The organism is Prochlorococcus sp. MIT 0801 (assembly GCF_000757865.1).
Classification (GTDB): Bacteria; Cyanobacteriota; Cyanobacteriia; order PCC-6307; family Cyanobiaceae; genus Prochlorococcus_B.
Genome location: NZ_CP007754.1, coordinates 1,481,127 through 1,500,339, shown reverse-complemented (window position 1 = coordinate 1,500,339; position 19,213 = coordinate 1,481,127). Strand labels below are relative to the sequence as shown.

General features: G+C 34.7%; 18 protein-coding genes. 11 read left to right on the top strand and 7 right to left on the bottom strand.

Annotation, left to right across the window (positions count from 1 at the left end):
* Positions 1–59 precede the first annotated feature (59 nt).
* Entirely contained in the window at positions 60–1,004 is a 945-nt protein-coding gene (gene rnz, locus EW15_RS08105; RefSeq protein ID WP_038653992.1) for a ribonuclease Z, read from the bottom strand.
* A gap of 97 nt (positions 1,005–1,101) precedes the next feature.
* Here rnz and EW15_RS08100 point away from each other — a divergent pair, with 97 nt between their 5' ends.
* Positions 1,102–2,319: a SpoIID/LytB domain-containing protein gene (locus EW15_RS08100; protein WP_038653990.1), complete on the top strand. Its 1,218-nt coding sequence runs from the start codon at positions 1,102–1,104 to the stop codon at positions 2,317–2,319.
* A gap of 50 nt (positions 2,320–2,369) precedes the next feature.
* Here EW15_RS08100 and truB read toward each other — a convergent pair whose 3' ends face one another.
* Entirely contained in the window at positions 2,370–3,314 is a 945-nt protein-coding gene (gene truB / locus EW15_RS08095; protein WP_038653988.1) for a tRNA pseudouridine(55) synthase TruB, read from the bottom strand.
* Between the two features lie 96 nt (positions 3,315–3,410).
* Between truB and EW15_RS08090 the strand changes: the two genes are divergently transcribed.
* The gene (locus EW15_RS08090) at positions 3,411–4,172 is read left to right on the top strand and encodes a bifunctional 2-polyprenyl-6-hydroxyphenol methylase/3-demethylubiquinol 3-O-methyltransferase UbiG (RefSeq protein ID WP_038653984.1); all 762 of its coding nucleotides are present in this window, start codon (positions 3,411–3,413) and stop codon (positions 4,170–4,172) included.
* Here the strand turns inward: EW15_RS08090 and rpmA are convergent.
* Together rpmA and rplU are read right to left on the bottom strand one after the other, a co-directional pair.
* A complete protein-coding gene (gene rpmA / locus EW15_RS08085; RefSeq protein ID WP_038653981.1) occupies positions 4,159–4,431 on the bottom strand; it encodes a 50S ribosomal protein L27 in 273 nt (90 codons plus the stop codon). The two genes, EW15_RS08090 and rpmA, sit on opposite strands and share 14 nt — an antisense overlap.
* 25 nt (positions 4,432–4,456) lie before the next feature.
* Complete coding sequence (gene rplU, locus EW15_RS08080; RefSeq protein WP_038653979.1) at positions 4,457–4,876, bottom strand: 50S ribosomal protein L21; 420 nt, start codon at positions 4,874–4,876, stop codon at positions 4,457–4,459.
* Between the two features lie 169 nt (positions 4,877–5,045).
* Between rplU and kaiB the strand changes: the two genes are divergently transcribed.
* Positions 5,046–5,369, top strand: coding sequence for a circadian clock protein KaiB (kaiB, locus tag EW15_RS08075; protein WP_038653978.1), 324 nt, complete (start codon positions 5,046–5,048; stop codon positions 5,367–5,369).
* A 130-nt stretch (positions 5,370–5,499) separates the two neighbouring features.
* On the top strand, positions 5,500–7,002 hold the full coding sequence (gene kaiC, locus EW15_RS08070; protein ID WP_038653976.1) for a circadian clock protein KaiC: 1,503 nt from the start codon (positions 5,500–5,502) through the stop codon (positions 7,000–7,002).
* 9 nt (positions 7,003–7,011) lie between these two features.
* Here kaiC and EW15_RS08065 read toward each other — a convergent pair whose 3' ends face one another.
* Together EW15_RS08065 and purD are read right to left on the bottom strand one after the other, a co-directional pair.
* The gene (locus tag EW15_RS08065) at positions 7,012–9,081 is read right to left on the bottom strand and encodes an ATP-binding protein (RefSeq protein WP_038653975.1); all 2,070 of its coding nucleotides are present in this window, start codon (positions 9,079–9,081) and stop codon (positions 7,012–7,014) included.
* A gap of 15 nt (positions 9,082–9,096) precedes the next feature.
* Complete coding sequence (purD, locus tag EW15_RS08060; RefSeq protein WP_038653973.1) at positions 9,097–10,401, bottom strand: phosphoribosylamine--glycine ligase; 1,305 nt, start codon at positions 10,399–10,401, stop codon at positions 9,097–9,099.
* A gap of 188 nt (positions 10,402–10,589) precedes the next feature.
* Here purD and purC point away from each other — a divergent pair, with 188 nt between their 5' ends.
* The 7 genes from purC (at position 10,590) to msrA (ending at position 17,637) form a co-directional block, all read left to right on the top strand.
* Positions 10,590–11,333 carry a phosphoribosylaminoimidazolesuccinocarboxamide synthase gene (gene purC, locus EW15_RS08055; RefSeq protein WP_038653971.1) on the top strand — a complete coding sequence of 248 codons (744 nt, stop codon included), beginning with the start codon at positions 10,590–10,592 and terminating at the stop codon, positions 11,331–11,333.
* Between the two features lie 54 nt (positions 11,334–11,387).
* Positions 11,388–13,691 carry a BamA/TamA family outer membrane protein gene (locus tag EW15_RS08050; RefSeq protein WP_038653968.1) on the top strand — a complete coding sequence of 768 codons (2,304 nt, stop codon included), beginning with the start codon at positions 11,388–11,390 and terminating at the stop codon, positions 13,689–13,691.
* Entirely contained in the window at positions 13,691–14,536 is an 846-nt protein-coding gene (lpxC, locus tag EW15_RS08045) for a UDP-3-O-acyl-N-acetylglucosamine deacetylase (RefSeq protein ID WP_038653966.1), read from the top strand. Before EW15_RS08050 ends, lpxC begins: the two co-directional genes overlap by 1 nt.
* Positions 14,537–14,599: 63 nt before the next feature.
* Positions 14,600–15,007, top strand: a complete 408-nt coding sequence (fabZ, locus tag EW15_RS08040; RefSeq protein WP_038655439.1) for a 3-hydroxyacyl-ACP dehydratase FabZ — start codon at positions 14,600–14,602, stop codon at positions 15,005–15,007.
* 4 nt (positions 15,008–15,011) lie between these two features.
* Positions 15,012–15,866 (top strand): acyl-ACP--UDP-N-acetylglucosamine O-acyltransferase, encoded by an 855-nt coding sequence (lpxA, locus tag EW15_RS08035; protein ID WP_038655436.1) that lies wholly within the window; start codon positions 15,012–15,014, stop codon positions 15,864–15,866.
* On the top strand, positions 15,866–17,041 hold the full coding sequence (lpxB, locus tag EW15_RS08030) for a lipid-A-disaccharide synthase (RefSeq protein ID WP_038653964.1): 1,176 nt from the start codon (positions 15,866–15,868) through the stop codon (positions 17,039–17,041). Before lpxA ends, lpxB begins: the two co-directional genes overlap by 1 nt.
* Positions 17,038–17,637, top strand: coding sequence for a peptide-methionine (S)-S-oxide reductase MsrA (gene msrA, locus EW15_RS08025; RefSeq protein WP_038653961.1), 600 nt, complete (start codon positions 17,038–17,040; stop codon positions 17,635–17,637). The genes lpxB and msrA overlap by 4 nt, the downstream gene beginning before the upstream one ends.
* Positions 17,638–17,715: 78 nt before the next feature.
* Here msrA and EW15_RS08020 read toward each other — a convergent pair whose 3' ends face one another.
* A complete protein-coding gene (locus EW15_RS08020) occupies positions 17,716–19,203 on the bottom strand; it encodes a leucyl aminopeptidase (protein ID WP_038653959.1) in 1,488 nt (495 codons plus the stop codon).
* Positions 19,204–19,213: the final 10 nt, after the last annotated feature.

Here is a 19,213-nt window from a genome sequence, read left to right as displayed (position 1 = left end):
CGACTATTGTTTCATGTAGAGGCATTTCATAGGCAAAGGGATCACGAACTGTTGCAGTTTCAGCTTTTATTTATATCAATTTGTAGAAAGTCTCTTGCTAACTGGGTATTTGGAAAAATTGCTTTTGCTTCATTAAGCAAATCATTAGGACATGTTTGATTGCCAGGGGTATACCTTGGACTCAAATGAGTAAGAATTAGTTGATCAACACTCGCTTTTGCAGCAATCTGAGCGGCCATTGTTGCAGTTGAATGTCCGCGTTCATATGCCATTTCAGTTTCTTTATATGAATAAGTTGATTCATGGATTAGTAGATCGGCTTTTCTAGAAATCTCAATTGCTGATTCTGTATAAACAGTATCTGTGCAATAAACCATGCTTACACCAGGTCTAGGCGGACCGCAGAATTCTTTCCCAGAAAAAATGCGACCATCTTCTAATTTCACTTCCTCCCCTCTCTGAAGGTCTGCATAAACTGGACCAGGAGGTATTCCTTTTGACTTCGCTTTTTCTATATCGAATCTACCTGGTCTAGTTTTTTGATTCACTCTGTAAGCAAAAGATGGGATTCGATGCTTGAGTGGGGCAGTTTTGACTTCTAACTCAGAATCTTCAAACAAAATTTCTTTGTTAGTAGCAGCACTTTCGACTCTATGGAATTTGAGAGAGTAAGCCAATCTGCTTGAGCTGTTGTATAAACAAGAATCAATAAAGTTTTTAAGAGAAGCTGGACCGTACAACTCAATTCCAGAGCTGTTGCCTGATAATCCAATACTTGCTAGAAGTCCAGGCAGACCATAAATATGATCCCCATGCATATGGGTAATAAATATTTTTTTGATTTGAGAAAACTTGAGATTGCTTCTGATGAACTGATGCTGTGTACCTTCGCCACAATCGAACAACCACAATTCTGATCTTTGTGGAGGTTTTAGTACCATTGCTGATACGTTCCTATTTAGAGTTGGAACCCCTGAACTTGTTCCTAGAAAAGTGACTTGCAAGTTTTCCTCTTTTAAGAAATTCTGCTATTCATAGATCTGACCACTGGTGGATCTTCTTTCTTATAGGCAAAATTAGTACCTAAATCCAATTTTTATTTTGAGCGCATCACCTAAAGCAAAATCTGGATGGTCAATAATCTTTGTAGCTATATTTTTCATCTCTCCAATAAAGGCAATTGCGGCGAAAGAACCAATAATTCGTGTTTTGATAAGTAATGAAAATAAGGCAAGATTTAGAGCAGATAGTGTAGAAAATATTTTTGTTAAAGGTATCTCTTCTAATCATAGAAGAATTAAATCATTCAATTTAGTCTATAGCAATAATAAAGTTAAATATTCAATTAATAATGACTTGAATTCATGGTTTGAATTGCCAAATAATTTTAATTTAATTATTAGAAATAGTGATAAAAGAGGGATTTGGTTGAATAATAGAAGATATGCCGGTGAATTAAGAGTTTCATTGAATGATAAGAAGTTAAATATAATAAATTATTTAAAATTAGAGAAGTATTTGAAAAGTGTTGTTGGTAGTGAAATGCCAAAAGATTTTCCTCTTGCAGCTCTTCAAGCTCAAGCTATTGCAGCTAGGACTTATGCCTTAAAACTTTTAGATAAAAATAAATTATTTGATCTTCATTCAACACAAGCTAGTCAAGTTTACTTAGGTCTTGAATCGGAAACTGTAAAAATTAATAGGGCAGTGAGAAGTACAGACTCACTTGTTCTGTTTTATAAGGATCAGCTGATTGATGCTGTTTTTCATAGTAGTTCTGGTGGTAGAACTGAGAGTAGTGGTCAAGTTTGGAAGTATCAATTCCCTTATTTGAAAAGTGTTATTGACTATGATCATAATAGTAGTAAATATAGATGGTCGAATAAATTTACGTCTGCAGAATTGGAAAAGATATTTCCGAACTTAGGCGGAATAAATAGTATTCATATAATTGATAGAAGTAATACTGGTAGAGTCTTAAAAATCAGACTTTACGGGACGAATCGAAATCAGATTATTTCTGGAAAAGATTTAAGAAAAAAGTTGCAATTACTTAGTACTAAATTTGAGTTTGATTTGATATTTGATCCAAGTAATCTAGATAATAAATTGAATTACGAGAATAAACTAGTTAACGATTCTGCACTTCAACCTCTGCCCCCAATTCCAGAAGAATATTTTCTATTAGTTAGAGGTTTTGGGGCTGGGCATGGAGTGGGGATGAGTCAGTGGGGCGCAAAAGCTATGGCTGAAAGAGGTTCCAGTTTTCGTAAAATTCTAAAACATTATTATACTGGAGTACAAATAAAAAACTATTAGTAAAATATTTAATAGATATATTATTATCATAGAATTTTAATTTGATCTTTCTAACCAATTGCATTAAAAACAACCTTAGGTTTAATTTCAAAAACTTCATCTAAATTACCTATGCCAAGGATTTTGTTTTTTTCACCCAATACTAATATATTTTTATTATCAATAATACTATCTTCGACCTCATTTTTTTTAGCTATATTTAGACGTTTAATATGATTGTGAAAATTGATCTTTCTTCCTGAACGCCAGCTTATAATTTCTTCTTCAGAAATTAATTTAAAAGAAGATAGATGTTTAAAAAAGATATTAGGATTAAGGACTTTAGGTTTATCTTTCACTGGGTAAAAGTCCGATTTCTCAGGAAGTATTACTGAATCATTTTCATTGAAATTATATGCTTTTGTACGCCGTAAACTTTTTAAATAACCACCGCATCCGATTTTGTCTCCAATGTCTCTAGCCAAGGATCTAATGTATGTTCCTGTTGAGCAGTCGACGTCAACTAATAACTCACCTTTATTTTGAGACCAACTTATTAAATTTAATTTATTTATGGTAACTTTTTTTGGAACTAAATCAAATTTTTCTCCTTTTCTTGCTTTCTTATAAGCTCTCTCGCCTTTAATGTGAACACTAGAAAAAATAGGAGGCTTTTGTGAAATCTCACCTCTAAAATTTTCTAGTAGAGAATTTATAGCATTTTCGGTAATTAAGGGCCAAACTTTTGATCTTATAACTTCCCCTTGCATATCATCAGTATTTGTAGTTGCACCTAACTGAATGATTCCTGTATAAGCTTTAGAGCCTTGTAAATAAGAGATTAATCTTGTTGCATCACCTATTGCTATTGGAAGTACTCCAGTAACTGCAGGGTCTAGAGTTCCAGTATGTCCAATTTTTTTGATACCAAATACTTTTCTAAGTCTATTAACGCAATCATGAGAAGTAAGCCCATAAGGCTTATCAATAACAACAAATCCAAAGGGCTTTTCCAAAATTGATATTGCAGGTTTAGGCTCATATGAAAATATTGTTCAAGTAACCCTGAACATTTAAAGTTATAACTCAGTGCGTTCAGTCAGCCAAATAATATGAACTATTTAGATCTAAGTATTTCCTCTTTCCTTAAAGATGGCTTTAATTTGAAAAAACATCTTATTGATTTCCTAAATATTACTAATGAGCAATTAGATCAAAGGTTGCTTAAGGGTGTTGATGATTTAGCAGCTCTTCATCCAGGAGCATTTACTGAGACCAATGCAGGCGATTTTTACGAAGAAAAAGTTGGAGATGCTCATTTAATAGATCTAGCTTCTTGGCATCTAAATAGTTTTAATTACATAGCTGATACTCTTCGCTTGCAAGAAAAATTTGTTTCTGGAAAAGTTTTAGATTTTGGTGGTGGTATTGGTACACATGCTCTAGCAGCCTCATTTTTGCCAGAAGTTGAACATGTTTGGTTTGTTGATCTTAACCCTCAAAATAGAAGCTTTGTAGAACATAGGTCTAAGGAATTGGGTATAGAAGATAAGATTTCAATTTTTAGAGACTTAGAAAGCACCAATGATGTTGTTTTTGATTCTTTAGTTTGCTTGGATGTACTTGAGCATCTTCCAAATCCTGCCAAACAATTAAAAATATTTCTAGAAAAACTTTCTCCTGAAGGAATAGCTCTTATGAATTGGTACTTTTACAAAGGAAAAAACGGAGAGTATCCTTTTCATTTTGATGATCCTAGTCTTATTGAAAAATTTTTTTCTACTTTGCAATTAAATTATTTAGAAGTTTTTCATCCTTTATTAATTACTACTCGAGCTTACAAACCCCTGAGAATCCAAACTAGACAGCCTTAGCAGTGGAAATATTAATCCTTTTTCTATTTCTTAGGCCTCTACGAATACTTTCAAAATGAACTGAACCATCAGTTAGGGCGAAAAGAGTATCATCTTTCCCCCTGCCAACATTGATTCCTGGAAGAACAGATGTTCCTCTTTGACGAATAAGAATAGATCCAGCTGTTACTTTCTCTCCTCCATAGGCTTTGATACCAAGTCTTTTGGAGTTTGAATCTCTTCCGTTTCTAGTGGAGCCGGTACCTTTCTTGTGAGCCATGATTTATTTAATCTTTTGAATTTAACTAATTAGATTCTACTTTATTAGCAGTGGTTTTAACATCTTTTGATTTTTTTGTGTTTGATCCTACTGAAATGGACTGAACAAAAACTCTTGTAAGTTCTTGGCGATGTCCATTCTTTCTCCTAGTCTTTTTCTTGGGTCTCATTTTATAAACTATTATTTTTGGGCCTCTTCTATGCTCCAATACTTTGAGTTCTACTTTCGCATCTTTTACATAAGGTTTGCCAAGTTTTAAATCTTTCCCATCATTGATTAGAAGAACCTTTTCAAGAGTTAAAACATCATCAACTTCTGCCTGGCATCTATCTAAATCGTAATAACGGTTGGGCTGAAGCCAAAATTGTTTGCCTGAGGCCTCTACTATCGCATAAGTTTTATCTTGCGGAGTTTCCTTCTTGAGAGATGATTTTTTATCAGCCATGGTTATTTGTGACACGTTAAGGCTCGAAATAAAATAAAGGGAGTTTCCTTTTTTAATCGATTAAGCCCTAATCGTAATCGGAAAACAAACTAACATTTTGGCCTTTTGTTGGTTACTTAGTCAAGATCTAAGAAGGGCAAATGTTCTGTTGATTTTCCTGAGGTTTTAAATGAATGCAAGAAAGACATATATTCTCAAGCTTTATGTGGCGGGGAATACACCAAATTCTATGAGAGCCTTGAACACGTTGAGAGAAATCTTAGAGAGTGAATTCAAAGGTGTCTATGCTCTTAAGGTTATTGATGTTTTAAAAAGTCCTCAATTAGCTGAAGAAGATAAAATACTTGCTACACCAACCTTAGCTAAGATTTTACCCCCTCCTGTTCGAAGAATAATTGGTGACCTTTCAGATAGAGAAAAGGTGCTAATTGGATTGGACCTTTTGTATGATGAATTGACAGATCAAGAAATGTTTTACTCTTCAGATAAATAATGGAGCTACATAAACAAGAAGTAAATGAATTCTTAAGCCCAACCGACAACTAAGCTATTTTTAAAGATTGTTTATTATGTTTTGTACATAAGAGCTTTTAGCGTTCTTCAATAAAAAAAATCTACCCACAATGCATGTTCAAAAACTCCCCACTGGTATAGAGGGCTTTGATGATATTTGTCATGGTGGATTGCCTAATGCAAGAAGCACTCTAGTCAGCGGAACATCAGGTACTGGGAAAACTGTTTTTTCTCTTCAATATCTTCATTATGGAATATGTAATTTTGATGAGCCAGGGATTTTTGTTACTTTTGAAGAATCGCCTCTAGATATTATTCGAAATGCTGCAAGTTTTGGTTGGGATTTGCAAGGGTTAATTGATCAAAATAAACTTTTTATTTTAGATGCATCTCCAGATCCAGATGGACAAGATGTTGCTGGAAGTTTTGATTTATCTGGGTTAATTGAAAGGATAAGCTATGCGATTAGAAAGTTCAAAGCTAAGAGAGTAGCTATAGATTCTATGACAGCAGTTTTTCAACAATATGACGCTATTTATGTTGTTAGAAGAGAGATTTTTCGATTGATAGCAAGACTTAAAGAAATAGGTGTGACTACTGTTATGACCACTGAAAGAATAGATGAATATGGTCCAATTGCTAGATATGGAGTTGAAGAATTCGTTTCTGACAATGTTGTTATTTTGAGAAATGTTTTAGAGGCAGAGAAGAGGAGAAGAACTGTAGAGATTTTGAAATTAAGAGGAACTACACATATGAAGGGTGAATTCCCTTTTACTATGGGTTCCCAAGGAATAGTCGCATTCCCTTTAGGTGCAATGAGGTTGACTCAAAGATCATCCAATATTCGCATAAGTTCTGGTGTCCCTGCTTTGGATGAAATGTGTGGAGGAGGATATTTTCAAGATTCAATTATTCTTGCAACTGGTGCAACTGGTACCGGAAAAACAATGCTAGTTTCTAAGTTTGTTGAGGATGCATACATACATAAAGAAAGAACAATCCTTTTTGCATATGAAGAATCAAGAGCACAACTTCTGCGAAATGCAACTAGTTGGGGAATTGATTTTGAAAAGATGGAAGCTGATGGATTGTTGAAGATTATTTGTGCTTATCCTGAATCAACTGGTTTGGAAGATCATCTGCAAATTATAAAAACGGAGATTAGCGAATATAAACCATCCAGAATGGCGATAGATTCTCTATCCGCATTAGCTAGAGGCGTAAGCTTGAATGCATTTAGACAGTTTGTTATTGGAGTTACTGGTTATGCGAAACAAGAAGAAATAGCAGGATTCTTTACTAATACTGCAGAAGAATTTATGGGAAGCCACTCAATTACTGATTCGCATATTTCAACGATAACTGATACTATTTTGCTTTTGCAATATGTAGAAATAAGAGGTGAAATGGCAAGAGCAATAAATGTTTTTAAGATGCGCGGATCATGGCATGACAAGAGGATTCGTGAATATATCATTACTAATGAAGGACCTGAGATTAAGGATTCATTCTCTAACTTTGAACAGATATTTAGTGGAGCCCCTCATCGTATTAATCCTGAAGAGCAGATACCTGGCGTTTTTAAAAGCATTAATCCAAAAGAAGGGTAGTTAGTAAATCTATTTAATTAATGACTTATCATTTTCAAGTTCCCAATTCTTTCTTGCAGATATTAGTAAAAGCTGATCAGCGTCAGAGTCTTCAACAGGAAGTTCAAACCAAAAAGTTGTCCCAGTATTTGGTTCGCTTGCCATTCTTATCTCACTTCCGTGTTTATCAACAATCCCTTTAACGATTGAGAGGCCAAGTCCAGTTCCCACTTCAGTATGTACTGAATCTTCAACTCTGTAAAAACGTTCAAATATTCTCTGTTGATCAATTTCAGAAATACCGTATCCAGTATCAGAAATTTCAATTCTGATTTTTGGCATTGGGGATAAAATTTCACAATGAGGAGCTTTATTATCTAGATCAACTGGCGAAGCAACGCATATATCTGGCCATGTATAGGCCTTTAAATTTATTGTTCCTCCTTCTTGACTAAATTTAAGTGCATTTCCAACAAGATTATCAAAAACCTGGAGAAGCATGTCCCAGTTACCTAAAACAAATGCCAAATTGTTTTCAACGTTCAATATTAATTTTACATTTTTATCTTCTGCATTGAGTTTATAGTTTCTTAGGGTTTGTTCCATAGCTTCTTTTATACTTAGTGCTTCTAATTGGATTGTTCTCCCGGACTCCAGTTTGGATAAGTCAAGAACATCATTGACCAAGCGAGTGAGTCTATCTGTTTCTGAATTTGCAACACCTAAAAATTCTTTTTGCTCGTCTTTTGTAAGCTGTTCTCCTAGGTCATATAGTGTCTCAACATAGCTTTTAATATTGAATAATGGCGTTCTTAATTCGTGAGAAACATTACTTATGAATCTTTTTTGTGCTGCATTTAATAGAACTTCCCTAGTAAGATCCTGAACCGTAACTGCAATACCTTTTATATTCTCTCCAGTCGTGTCTCTGACAGACTTTAAAACTATACGAAGTGTTCTTGGTGGCTCTTCAAGATTGCAACGCAAATCATCGCTGTCTCCGAAATTGTTCAATAGAGATGTTATTGGTGTTTCAAGTTCTTTTACAAGAGATTCAGGAAGTTGATTCAATAAATTTTGACCTTCAAGATTTCTTCCTTCCCAGCGGAAGAGTCTTCTAGCAGTTGGATTGACTAATACAACATTTCCTTTTTCGTCAAGAAGTAGTGCTCCATCTGCCATTGTGGCTATTAAGGATTGCTGTTTGACTTGGGCAGCTCTTAGTTCCTCAATATTTGCAGCATCATAATCTTCTAATCTGGATGCCATTGCATTAAAACCAGTTAAGAGTTCCCCGAGTTCACCACTCATTGGTAGATCAACTCTTGATTTAAAATTACCTTTAGCAATCTCTCTGACTCCAATAACTAATTCTCTTATTGGACGAGTGATTGTTAGAGCATTAAATACTGCGCCTATTATTACTAAAACCCAAATAGAAATAAATACTGCAACAGTAATTTCTCTAGTTAATGCCGCTGTGGCAAGAGCTTTTTTATTCGGTGTTACTCCGAGAGCTAAGGTGCCTAAATATTCACCCTTCCAAAGCATAGGAACAAAAACATCAGTTACCTGTCCTTGTGGAGTTGAATGTTGTCTTACTAATGGGAATTGAGGCTGTTTCTTTAATTCACTGGGTAATTGAAGCTTTCTGGTTAGTTGCAAGTCTCCTTCAGCCTCAGATTCTGAGGTCGTTGCACTCACAGGAATACCCAATTTTACAAATCCATCTGGGTCAGTGAAGAAAATGTACCTTAAGTTCCTACTTGAACGCCAAAACTTCTCAGCAACGTTGAAAAGTTCTCGTGTTTGATTCTTCGCTACTAATTCCGTAACGTTCCCTGATAATAATAATCCTAAATCTCTGGCATATCTTGTATCGTTCATCCCAGCATCTTTTTGAATAGTACTTAAAGCAAAGAACGTAATAAGTGTCATTATAAGACTAACCACTAGCGTTCCTAATGCTAGTAATTTAGACCTTAAATTAAATCTAGCCCACCACAAATTTATTTTTTCTATTATATTTAATTCATCTAGTAGTACATCATCTTTTGATACTTGAAATGGTTTACTTTGATTTGAGTTAGTATTATTCATTTAGGATAAACTTAATCAAATATTTCTAACTTGGTAACCTATATCTTTGCGAAAATGCATACCATTAAAGTTGATTTTTTTAAGGTTAGAGTAGGCTAAATCGAAAGCTTTGTCGAAACTTTCTCCCTGAGCAACTATCGAAAGAACTCTTCCCCCAGAGGTAATTATATTGTCAAATTTGTCGACTGTGGTACCTGCATGAAAAATTTGGAGTGAAGAATTTGATTCAACATTGATTTCAATCTTGTCACCTTTTTGTGGACTTTCCGGATATCCCTGAGAGGCTGCAACTATACAAGCACTGTATTCAGAGTTAAATGAAAGTTTTGGTGCATTTTCAATCTCTCCTCGAGCACAAGCAAAAAGGACAGAAGCAAATTCATCTCCCATTAAGGGCATTAAAGCCTGACATTCTGGATCCCCAAAGCGGCAATTAAATTCAATAACTTTTGGCCCTGACGATGTAAGCATTAGGCCGGCATAAATAACGCCAATGTAGTTGATATTCTTTTTTTTCAAACCTTTTAAAGTTGGGATAAGAACCAGTTCAGTTAAGTCTTGAAGATCTTGTTCGTTAATTAAAAGTGCAGGTGCATAAGCTCCCATACCGCCTGTATTTGGACCATTGTCTCCGTTAAGTAATCTTTTGTGATCCTGAGCTGGAGGAAGAACTATTAATTTCTCTCCATCACAAAGGGCAAAAATAGAAACTTCTGGCCCTTCAATTTTTTCTTCAAGAATAACTTTATTTCCTGCAGAGCCAAACTTTCCAGAAAATATTTCCTTAATTGCCTCCTTAGATTCCTCAATGGTTTCACAAACAGTTACACCTTTACCTGCGGCAAGACCATCTGCTTTGACAACAAGAGGTTGGTTGAATTTTCTAAGAATTTCTAGTGCTTCTTCTTTAGATTTTGTAGACCAGTACTTAGCTGTAGGAATATTGTTCTCTAACATTAAAGCTTTAGACCAGTCTTTACTTGCTTCTAATTGAGCACCATCTTTGCCTGGACCAAAAACTGTTAATCCTGCTTCACGCATTTTATCTGCCAAGCCCTCAGCTAAAGGGACCTCAGGACCAATGATTACTAAATTAATTCCAAGTCGCTGAGATTCCTCAATGATCGCTTGTGCATCTTCAGGTTTAGGTTTTAGGCAAATACATTTTTCAAAGTTGGCGGTTCCACCATTGCCGGGACAAACATATATTTGTTCAATAGATTGATTTTTTGATAGAGCCCAAGCAATAGAGTTTTCTCTTCCTCCACTTCCAACTATTAATATTTTTTTTAATTCCTCAGCCTTTTGATTCTTTGTCATGATTTGCGTTTGCTTGAATAAAAAAATAGTTTTAGTGGATCTTTAATTACCTTTTGATTATTAGTTAATACATATCTTGAAGATAAGTTATTTAGTTGTTTGAAGTTTAGCCTTTAAATAATTTTATCTTGATTGAGGTGATTTTTGTAGCATTGTCTATTTATACTAATTAGATATCTGAGGCATTAATGAATCATATCCAAGGATCACTAATTTATGAAGGCAAGGCAAAAAGAGTTTTTGCTTGTGAAAATCCAAATAGGGTTTTAATAGAGTTCAAAAATGATGCTACAGCTTTTAACGCAAAAAAACGATCAGAGATCGAAGGTAAAGGGCGCCTGAATTGCAAAATTTCTGCGGCACTTTTTAAATTGCTTGAATCGAATGGAATCCCCACGCACTTTATTGAACTTCAATCGGAAACATTCATGATTGCGGATAAAATTGAAGTAATTCCTTTAGAAGTTGTTATTCGGAATATTGCTACAGGTTCATTATGCAGAGAAACACCGATCAATCAAGGAACAATATTAAACCCGCCACTCCTCGATTTTTATTATAAAGATGATAAATTGGGAGATCCTATACTAACAGAAAGAAGAATGAAATTGCTTGATTTGATTAGTCCTTCTCAGATAGAAAAAGTAGAGAATATTACTAGAAGTGTAAATAAAATTTTAAAAGAATATTTTGATTCACTAGATTTATTATTGGTTGATTTTAAATTAGAGTTCGGTTTTAATTCATTTAGCAAAATTGTGATAGCCGATGAAATAAGTCCAGATAATTGTAGGTTTTGGGATAAGACAAATTCTGATCCTAAGGGACGTATCCTTGACAAAGACCGATTTCGGCAAGATCTTGGAGGGGTGATAGATGCTTATGAGGAGATTTTGAAACGTATAGAAAAAGACTCTTCTAACCCTTCTTAATCAAATTATTCTTAGCCAAAGAATCCCTCGTTTAATTGAATTGCTTTGAAATTTATGTTCAAAAGACCCGCCATCTCTAATCAAAAATTAATAAGCAAAAGTGCGTATGCAATTGCTTTGGCAGTTCCTTTTATTAGTCTTTTTGGAGAAACTAAAGCCTCTAAAATAATCTCAAGTGAAAATCAATTTTTTGTTGAAAACAAGCTGACTCAAAGTCTGAGATTTACTCACCAATCAAATCATAATAGGTTTAATTTAAATCTTGAAGATTTTTTAATTTCTGAGGGAAAAAATCAAAATGATAAAAATACTATTGTTGAAGAAAAAAGAGTATTAATTTCAGAGATTATTATTCAGGGACTTGAAGATCATCCTGACAAAGAGCGTTTAGAAGTCATTGCTTATGATGCAATGTTAATTAGACCAGGTAGTAAAGTTATAAGTGAAGATGTTAAGAAAGATTTAGATCGAATTTATTCAACAGGCTGGTTCTCTGGTGCAAAAATCGAGTCTTTGCAGAGTCCTATAGGAGTTCAACTTCTGATTAAGATTGAACCTAATCCGATATTAAATAATATAAGTATAATTCCGCTTGAAAGAAAACTATCTAATACAAAATTAAATGAGATTTTTAATAATGATTATGGAAAAACCTTAAATCTCAATACTCTACAAATAAGGATCAAAGAAATTAAGGATTGGTATAGTAGTCAAGGATACTCATTGGCAAGAATATCTGGTCCAAGCCGTGTAACTAAAGAAGGCAGAGTTGAACTAAATATTCAAGAAGGATATATTGCTGGCATTCAGATAAATTTTATAGATGAAGATGGAAATACAGAAGATGAAAAAGGTAAGTTGATAAAAGGAAAAACAAAGAAATGGGTAATTGAAAGAGAATTAATTACCAAAGTTGGAGATATTTTTAATAGAAATAAATTAGAATCAGATATCAAAAGATTATACTCAACTTCACTTTTCAATGATGTTAAAGTAACTCTTAAACCAGTAAGTAATGAACCTGGAAAGATTGTAGTTTCACTAGGCGTAACAGAGCAAAGGACAGGTTCATTGACTGGGGGGCTTGGCTATAGTGGAGGACAAGGTGTATTTGGACAGATAGGATTGCAAGAGTCCAATTTGGTTGGGAGAGCATGGTCATCAAATATGAACTTGACTTATGGAGAATATGGAGCACTCCTAAATCTTTCTTTATACGATCCCTGGATTAAAAATGATAAATATAGAACATCTTTAAGAACTTCATTATATTTAAGTAGAGAAGTACCTCAAGAATTTAGGAGTCAAGATGGCGGAAGTATTCGAGGAGTTACAGATAGATATGAAGCACCTAATTCATTAATAAGTTACGACACTAATCAATCACAGAAGTTAGACGTAAACGATGATAATACTTTAATTGAAACGGGCCCATTTGCTAATCTTTCTTCTGCTCAGTTATCTGCACCCCAATTTAGCTGGTTTGATTATGAGGGCGACTCTATTGTTCTTGAGCGAACAGGAGGAGGTTTCTCTTTTGCAAGACCTTTGAATGGTGGTCAGCCTTTAAAAAAGGTTCCTTGGAGTGTACTTATTGGTGCAAATTTCCAGAAGGTTAAGCCAATAGACTACGCCGGAGATAAAAGACCTTATGGCGTAGCATCAACAAATTTTTTAGATGGTAAAGTTCCTGAGAATGAAGTTATTTGTGTCGCATATAATTGCTCTACAGAAAATACATTAGTTAGCTTCAAAAGTGCCGTTACTTACAACAATTTAGATAATTCACGAAATCCAACTTCTGGAGATTATTTAAATATTGGTTCTGAACAGTTTTTTAGTTTAGGTGAGAATTCTCCTACTTTTAATAGAACTAGGTTAAATTATTCTCGTTTTTATCCTGTTAATTGGTTGAAGTTTCATAAGGGTTGTCGCCCTAAGCCTGGTGAAAAATCAGATTGCTCACAATCGATAGGGTTTCAAGCAAAGATTGGAACAATCATCGGAGATTTACCACCTTATGAAGCATTTTGCTTAGGAGGAGCCAGTTCTGTTAGAGGTTGGAGTTCTTGTGATCTAGGCGTAGCAAGAAATTTTGGAGAGGCAACAGGAGAATACAGATTTCCTATTTGGCGATTAGTTTCCGGAGTTCTATTTGTTGATGCAGGATCTGATTTTGGTTCTCAATCAAGTGTCCCAGGGAAGCCTGGAAAAATCCTAGAAAAACCAGGATCTGGTTTTTCTGTTGGACCTGGAGCAGTCATTAATACACCTGTTGGCCCAATTCGGATAGAGGCAGCGACTCAAGATTTTAGTGGTAATTGGCGATATAACATCGGAATTGGCTGGAAATTCTAGTGTTCTCCTTCCCCGATGACTATGAACAAGGTTGGACGCTTCAAAATGAAATTAAAAAAGATGGTATTGGATTGCATACAGGTCTTAAATGCACAGTCATAATTAAGCCAACAGAATTACCTGGATTTCATATCTCTTTTTCAAATGAACCTAATAAAGTTAGCCTCATAGATATTTCGCAAGTAAGGAACACTCCTTTATGTACAACTCTTGATGTGAATGGAAAAAAAGTAGCTACCGTTGAACACTTATTGGCTTCATTAATTGGATCAGGCTTAACTCATGCACATATGGAAATAACTGGCAGTGAGATTCCCTTGCTTGATGGTTCTGCTATTGGTTGGATCGAGGAAATTCAAAAGGTAGGAATGGTTAATTCCATTACATCTCCCAGACCAAGGCCAGAACTCAAATCTCCAATTTTTGTTAGCAAAGGAGAAAGTGTAATTTTCGCAATACCATCAAAAAAATTGCAATTAGTAGGTTTGATTGATTTCCCATATAAGGCAATCGGACAGCAAATGTTTTCTATTGAGCTGTCCCCAAATAATTTTGTTAAAGAAATTGCACCTGCACGAACTTTTGGCTTTCTTGATCAGTTAGAAGAATTAAAGAAAGCTGGTCTAATTAAAGGAGGAGCTCTTGAAAATGCGTTGGTTTGTAATGGTGATTCTTGGGTTAATCCACCCTTGAGATTTTCAAACGAACCAGTGCGTCATAAATTGCTTGACTTGATTGGAGATTTAGCTTTTGTTGGATTACCGAAAGCGCAAATTTTTGTTTATAAAGGGTCTCACGCTCTTCATGCTGAATTTGCAGCTTCTCTTCATAAGGTATTAAATTAATTAAATCTAATTTTGACTGACATTTCTTCTCCCCAACCTCTTGTTTTAAATAGCGAGCAAATAATGGGGCTTTTGCCACATAGATATCCCTTTGCGCTTGTGGACAGAGTGATAGAACATGATCAAGGCAAGAAAGCTGTGGCAATAAAAAATGTCACTCTTAATGAGCCTCAATTTCAAGGCCATTTCCCCGATAGACCCTTAATGCCAGGAGTTTTAATAGTAGAAGCAATGGCTCAGGTAGGTGGTTTGATTGTTTCTCAAATGCCTGATCTTCCAAAAGGACTTTTTGTGTTCGCTGGGATTGATTCAGTCCGGTTTAGGCGTCCAGTGGTTCCTGGAGATCAATTATTGATATCTTGTGAGTTGATAAGCATCAAAAGGAAGAGATTTGGGAAAGTTAGGGGAGAAGCAAAAGTGAATGGTCAGCTGGTTTGTTCCGGAGATTTGATGTTCTCTCTTGTGGATTGAACTGATGAGTGAACGTCAATCTTCTGAAAGCTTAATTGCAGATAAAGAAGTAAATATTCATAAATTTGCAGACGTCTCTCCAAAAGCTGAACTTGGCAGAGGTGTATGTGTAGGTTCAGGCTCTGTTATTGGTCCAGATGTAATCGTTGGTCCTAATACTTGGATAGGAGCAAATGTAATTATCGAGGGGAAAGTAAAAATAGGATCTAATAATAAGATTTTCCCAGGAGCATGTATTGGATTAGAACCCCAAGATTTGAAGTATGGAGGAGATTCTACTGATGTTTTAATTGGAGATAATAATACTTTTAGAGAATGTGTAACTATTAATAGGGCCACCTTTGAAGGGGAGAAAACTATAGTTGGGAATCAAAATTTGTTAATGGCTTATTCACATTTAGGACATAATTGTGATATTGGAAGCAGTGTAGTTATAGCTAATAGCGTGCAGATTGCAGGTCACGTTGTTGTTGATGATAGAGCTGTTATTGGAGGTTGCTTGGGGATACATCAATTTGTTCATATTGGTTATTTGGCTATGGTTGGAGGCATGACAAGAGTTGATAGAGATGTTCCTCCATATTGCTTAGTGGAAGGACATCCTGGAAGAATGCGAGGACTAAATAAAGTTGGAATTAAAAGGCAAACTTTAGATAAAGATAGTAAAGAAGAATATCTACAGTTGAAAAGAATTTGGAACTTATTATTTAAATCTGAATATGTGATTTCTGATGGTTTAAAAATGGCAAGACAAGAGAATTTATTAAAATCTTCCGAAAGACTATGTGGATTTATAGAACTCTCTATTGGAAAAGGTAGAAGAGGACCAATGCCTCATTTTATTTCAACTAATAAATAATGAAGTTATTAATCAGCACTGGTGAAGTCTCTGGAGACTTACAGGGAAGTTTATTAATAAATGCTTTAAAGACTAATGCAGAAAAAAGAAAAATTGAATTAGAGGTAATTGCTTTAGGCGGTGAAAGGATGAAAGAAGCTGGAGCTAAATTAATATCTAATACTTCGTCGATAGGTGCGATTGGTTTTTTAGAAGCTCTTCCTTATATTCTACCAACTTTAAATGCACAATCAAAAATTGACAATTATTTAAGTTCTTCCCCACCTGATGCAGTTGTGTTAATAGATTATATGGGGCCAAATATTCGACTAGGATTAAAAGTAAAAAAAAAGTTCCCTAATATTCCAATAGTCTATTATATCGCGCCTCAGGAATGGGCATGGAGATTAGGTGATTCGGGTACAACAGATTTGATTAATTTTACAGATAAAATATTAGCTATCTTTGAAGAGGAAGCTAAATTTTATTCAAATAAGGGAGGAAATGTAAAATTTGTAGGTCATCCAATGTTGGATTTCTATAGAAATATTCCTACTAGAGAAGAATCCTTGAGAAGAATAGGATTAACGGCGGATCAGAAACTTCTTCTTATTATCCCAGCTTCTCGAAAACAAGAACTTAAATATATTTTACCCACATTACTAAAAGCAGCTAAGCTTCTTCAGGAAAAAGATCCTTCTATCACTGTTCTAATACCATCAGGACTAAATGAATTTGATGAACTATTAAATAATTCTTTAAAAGAATATTCTCTTTCTGGAAGGATTATTTTATCTAATGAAGTTGATGATTTAAAACCATTTATATTTTCAGCGGCTCATCTTGCTTTAGCCAAATCTGGAACGATAAATATGGAATTGGCTCTAAATTCAGTTCCGCAAATCGTGGGATATAAAGTAAGTAGAGTTACTGCTTTTTTCGCAAGATATTTATTAAGATTCAATGTTAAATATATTTCCCCAGTTAATCTTCTTTTAAATAAAATGTTAATACCAGAGTTTATACAAGAGGACTTTATAGCTGAAAAAATTTTTAATGCAGCATTGAAAATCCTTGAAGATAATTCAACAAAAGAGAACATAAAGCTTGGTTATGAAAAATTGAAAAATAAATTAGGAAAACCTGGAGTTACAGATAGGGCATCAAAGGATATTCTGGACTTATTAGTTGAATGATCGCTATGAAGAAAATCTTCAGAAGACTATTAGTATTTTCTATGCTTCTGCAATTATTAATAGCTTGCCCTTCGCAAGCATTTGCCGAATCAGAAGAAGCTATTTTTGCAGGCGGTTGCTTTTGGTGCCTAGAACATGATCTAGAAAAACTTGATGGAGTCGTCTCTGCGGAAAGTGGATACTCCGGAGGAGATTTAATTAATCCCACATACCAAGATCATAGTGGGCATCAAGAAGTTGTAAAAGTTATTTTCGACTCTCATATTATTAGCTATAAAAATTTGCTTAAGCAGTATTGGGTTAATATTGACCCTTTTGATAATAAGGGACAATTTTGTGATAGAGGTGATTCATATAAGCCAGTTATTTTTACATCTAATGAAGAGCAAAAGCGGGATGCAAAAGAGAGTAAAGAAAATATCTCTGTTGGATTAAATATACCCTTTGAGCAATTAAAGGTTGATATTGTTGAGTCAAAAGTCTTTTGGATAGCAGAGAACTATCATCAAGATTTTGCAGTTAAAAATCCACTCAAATACAATTTTTATAGAGCGAGTTGCGGTAGAGATAATAGATTAAAAAAAGTCTGGGGCTAATAGTAAGTGATAATAAAATAATTAAACTATAGATCTAAAATTTACATATTTTAGATCTATAGTTTATATGTGAATATATTAATTGGTGTTTAGACTCAACGCCTTAATCCAATTAACTAACGTTCTAACTCCATAACCAGTTGCACCCTTTGGAGTTATATCTCTATCTTTTTCTGTCCAGCATGTACCTGCTATATCAATGTGCGCCCATGGAATGCTTGAGTTCACAAATTCTTTGAGAAACAAGGCAGCAGTAATAGAACCCCCTGGCCTAGGCCCTGTGTTTTGCAAATCAGCAATAGTTGATTTAATTCCCGATTTATATGAATCTTGCATTGGCATTCTCCAAATACCCTCTCCAGCTTTACCAGCAGCTTTTGTTAATTGCTCAGAAAGCTGATCATTGTCAGTCCATAAACCTGCTATTTCATCTCCTAATGCAATGACACAAGCACCAGTAAGAGTGGCTAAATCTATAATGGCGTCAGGCTTCAGTTTGCATGCATAAACCAAAGCATCAGCTAAAGTTAATCTTCCTTCTGCATCGGTATTGTTTACTTCAATGGTTTTCCCATTCGAAGCTTTGATGATATCTCCAGGATGCAATGCAGAACCGTTAATCATATTTTCACATGCAGCAACAATAAAATGAATCTCGATGTTATTCGGTTTTAATTCTGCGATGGCTCTGGCTGCTCCAAGTACAGAAGCACTCCCTCCCATGTCGTACTTCATTTTTTCAATTTGAGAGGCACCTACTTTTAAGTTGTATCCACCAGAGTCAAAAGTTAAGCCTTTGCCAATTAATACGACTTTGTTTTTTGCGTTTTTTGAAGAATATTTTAAATGTATAAAATTAGGATCTAGATCTGATCCTTTAGCAACTGCTAAGTAAGCTCCCATTCCTTGATCTTCGCACTCTTTTTTATCTAGAACTTTCAAGTCAAGATCATAATCATTGGCTAACTTCTCAGCCTCTTTCGCCATTTGATATGGGGTAAGAAAATTGGGAGGGGCTGAAACAAGTTCTCTTGCAAATTTAACTCCTTCGCAAATTGGATTTATTTCCTCAATCGCTGATTTAGTGGTTTTGGTGTCCAAACCTATCAATTCAACTTCATCTATTGAAGTAGATTCCTTTGGATCTGATTTGAATCTTAAATCTTTAATAGACGACAATCTAACTGCTTCGCCAACTGCGCATGCAGCGGAGGAAGGCTCAAATGCATCCCAGGGGAAAAATATTCCTAACTTTTTTTCATAGCCTGAAACTTGACGAGTACCAATTGAAGTTGCTTTCCGCAGATCATCAATTCGAAGAGTTTCGGCCTTGCCTAAGCCTACAAAAATCACTTTTTTAACTTTGCCTTCTATGAGTTCAATTGATAATTTCTGATTTTTTTTGCCTTCGAATTTTGAATCAATAAACCTTTGGATCAAAAAAGTATCTTTTATTATTGTCTTAAATAAATTAATTTGGCTTTCGATTGTTCCTTCCAAAATCCCAGCAATAAGAACTGATCCTGACCATTCGTTAATTTCTTTGGGGACTGCTGAAATTTGCATTTAATTTTTA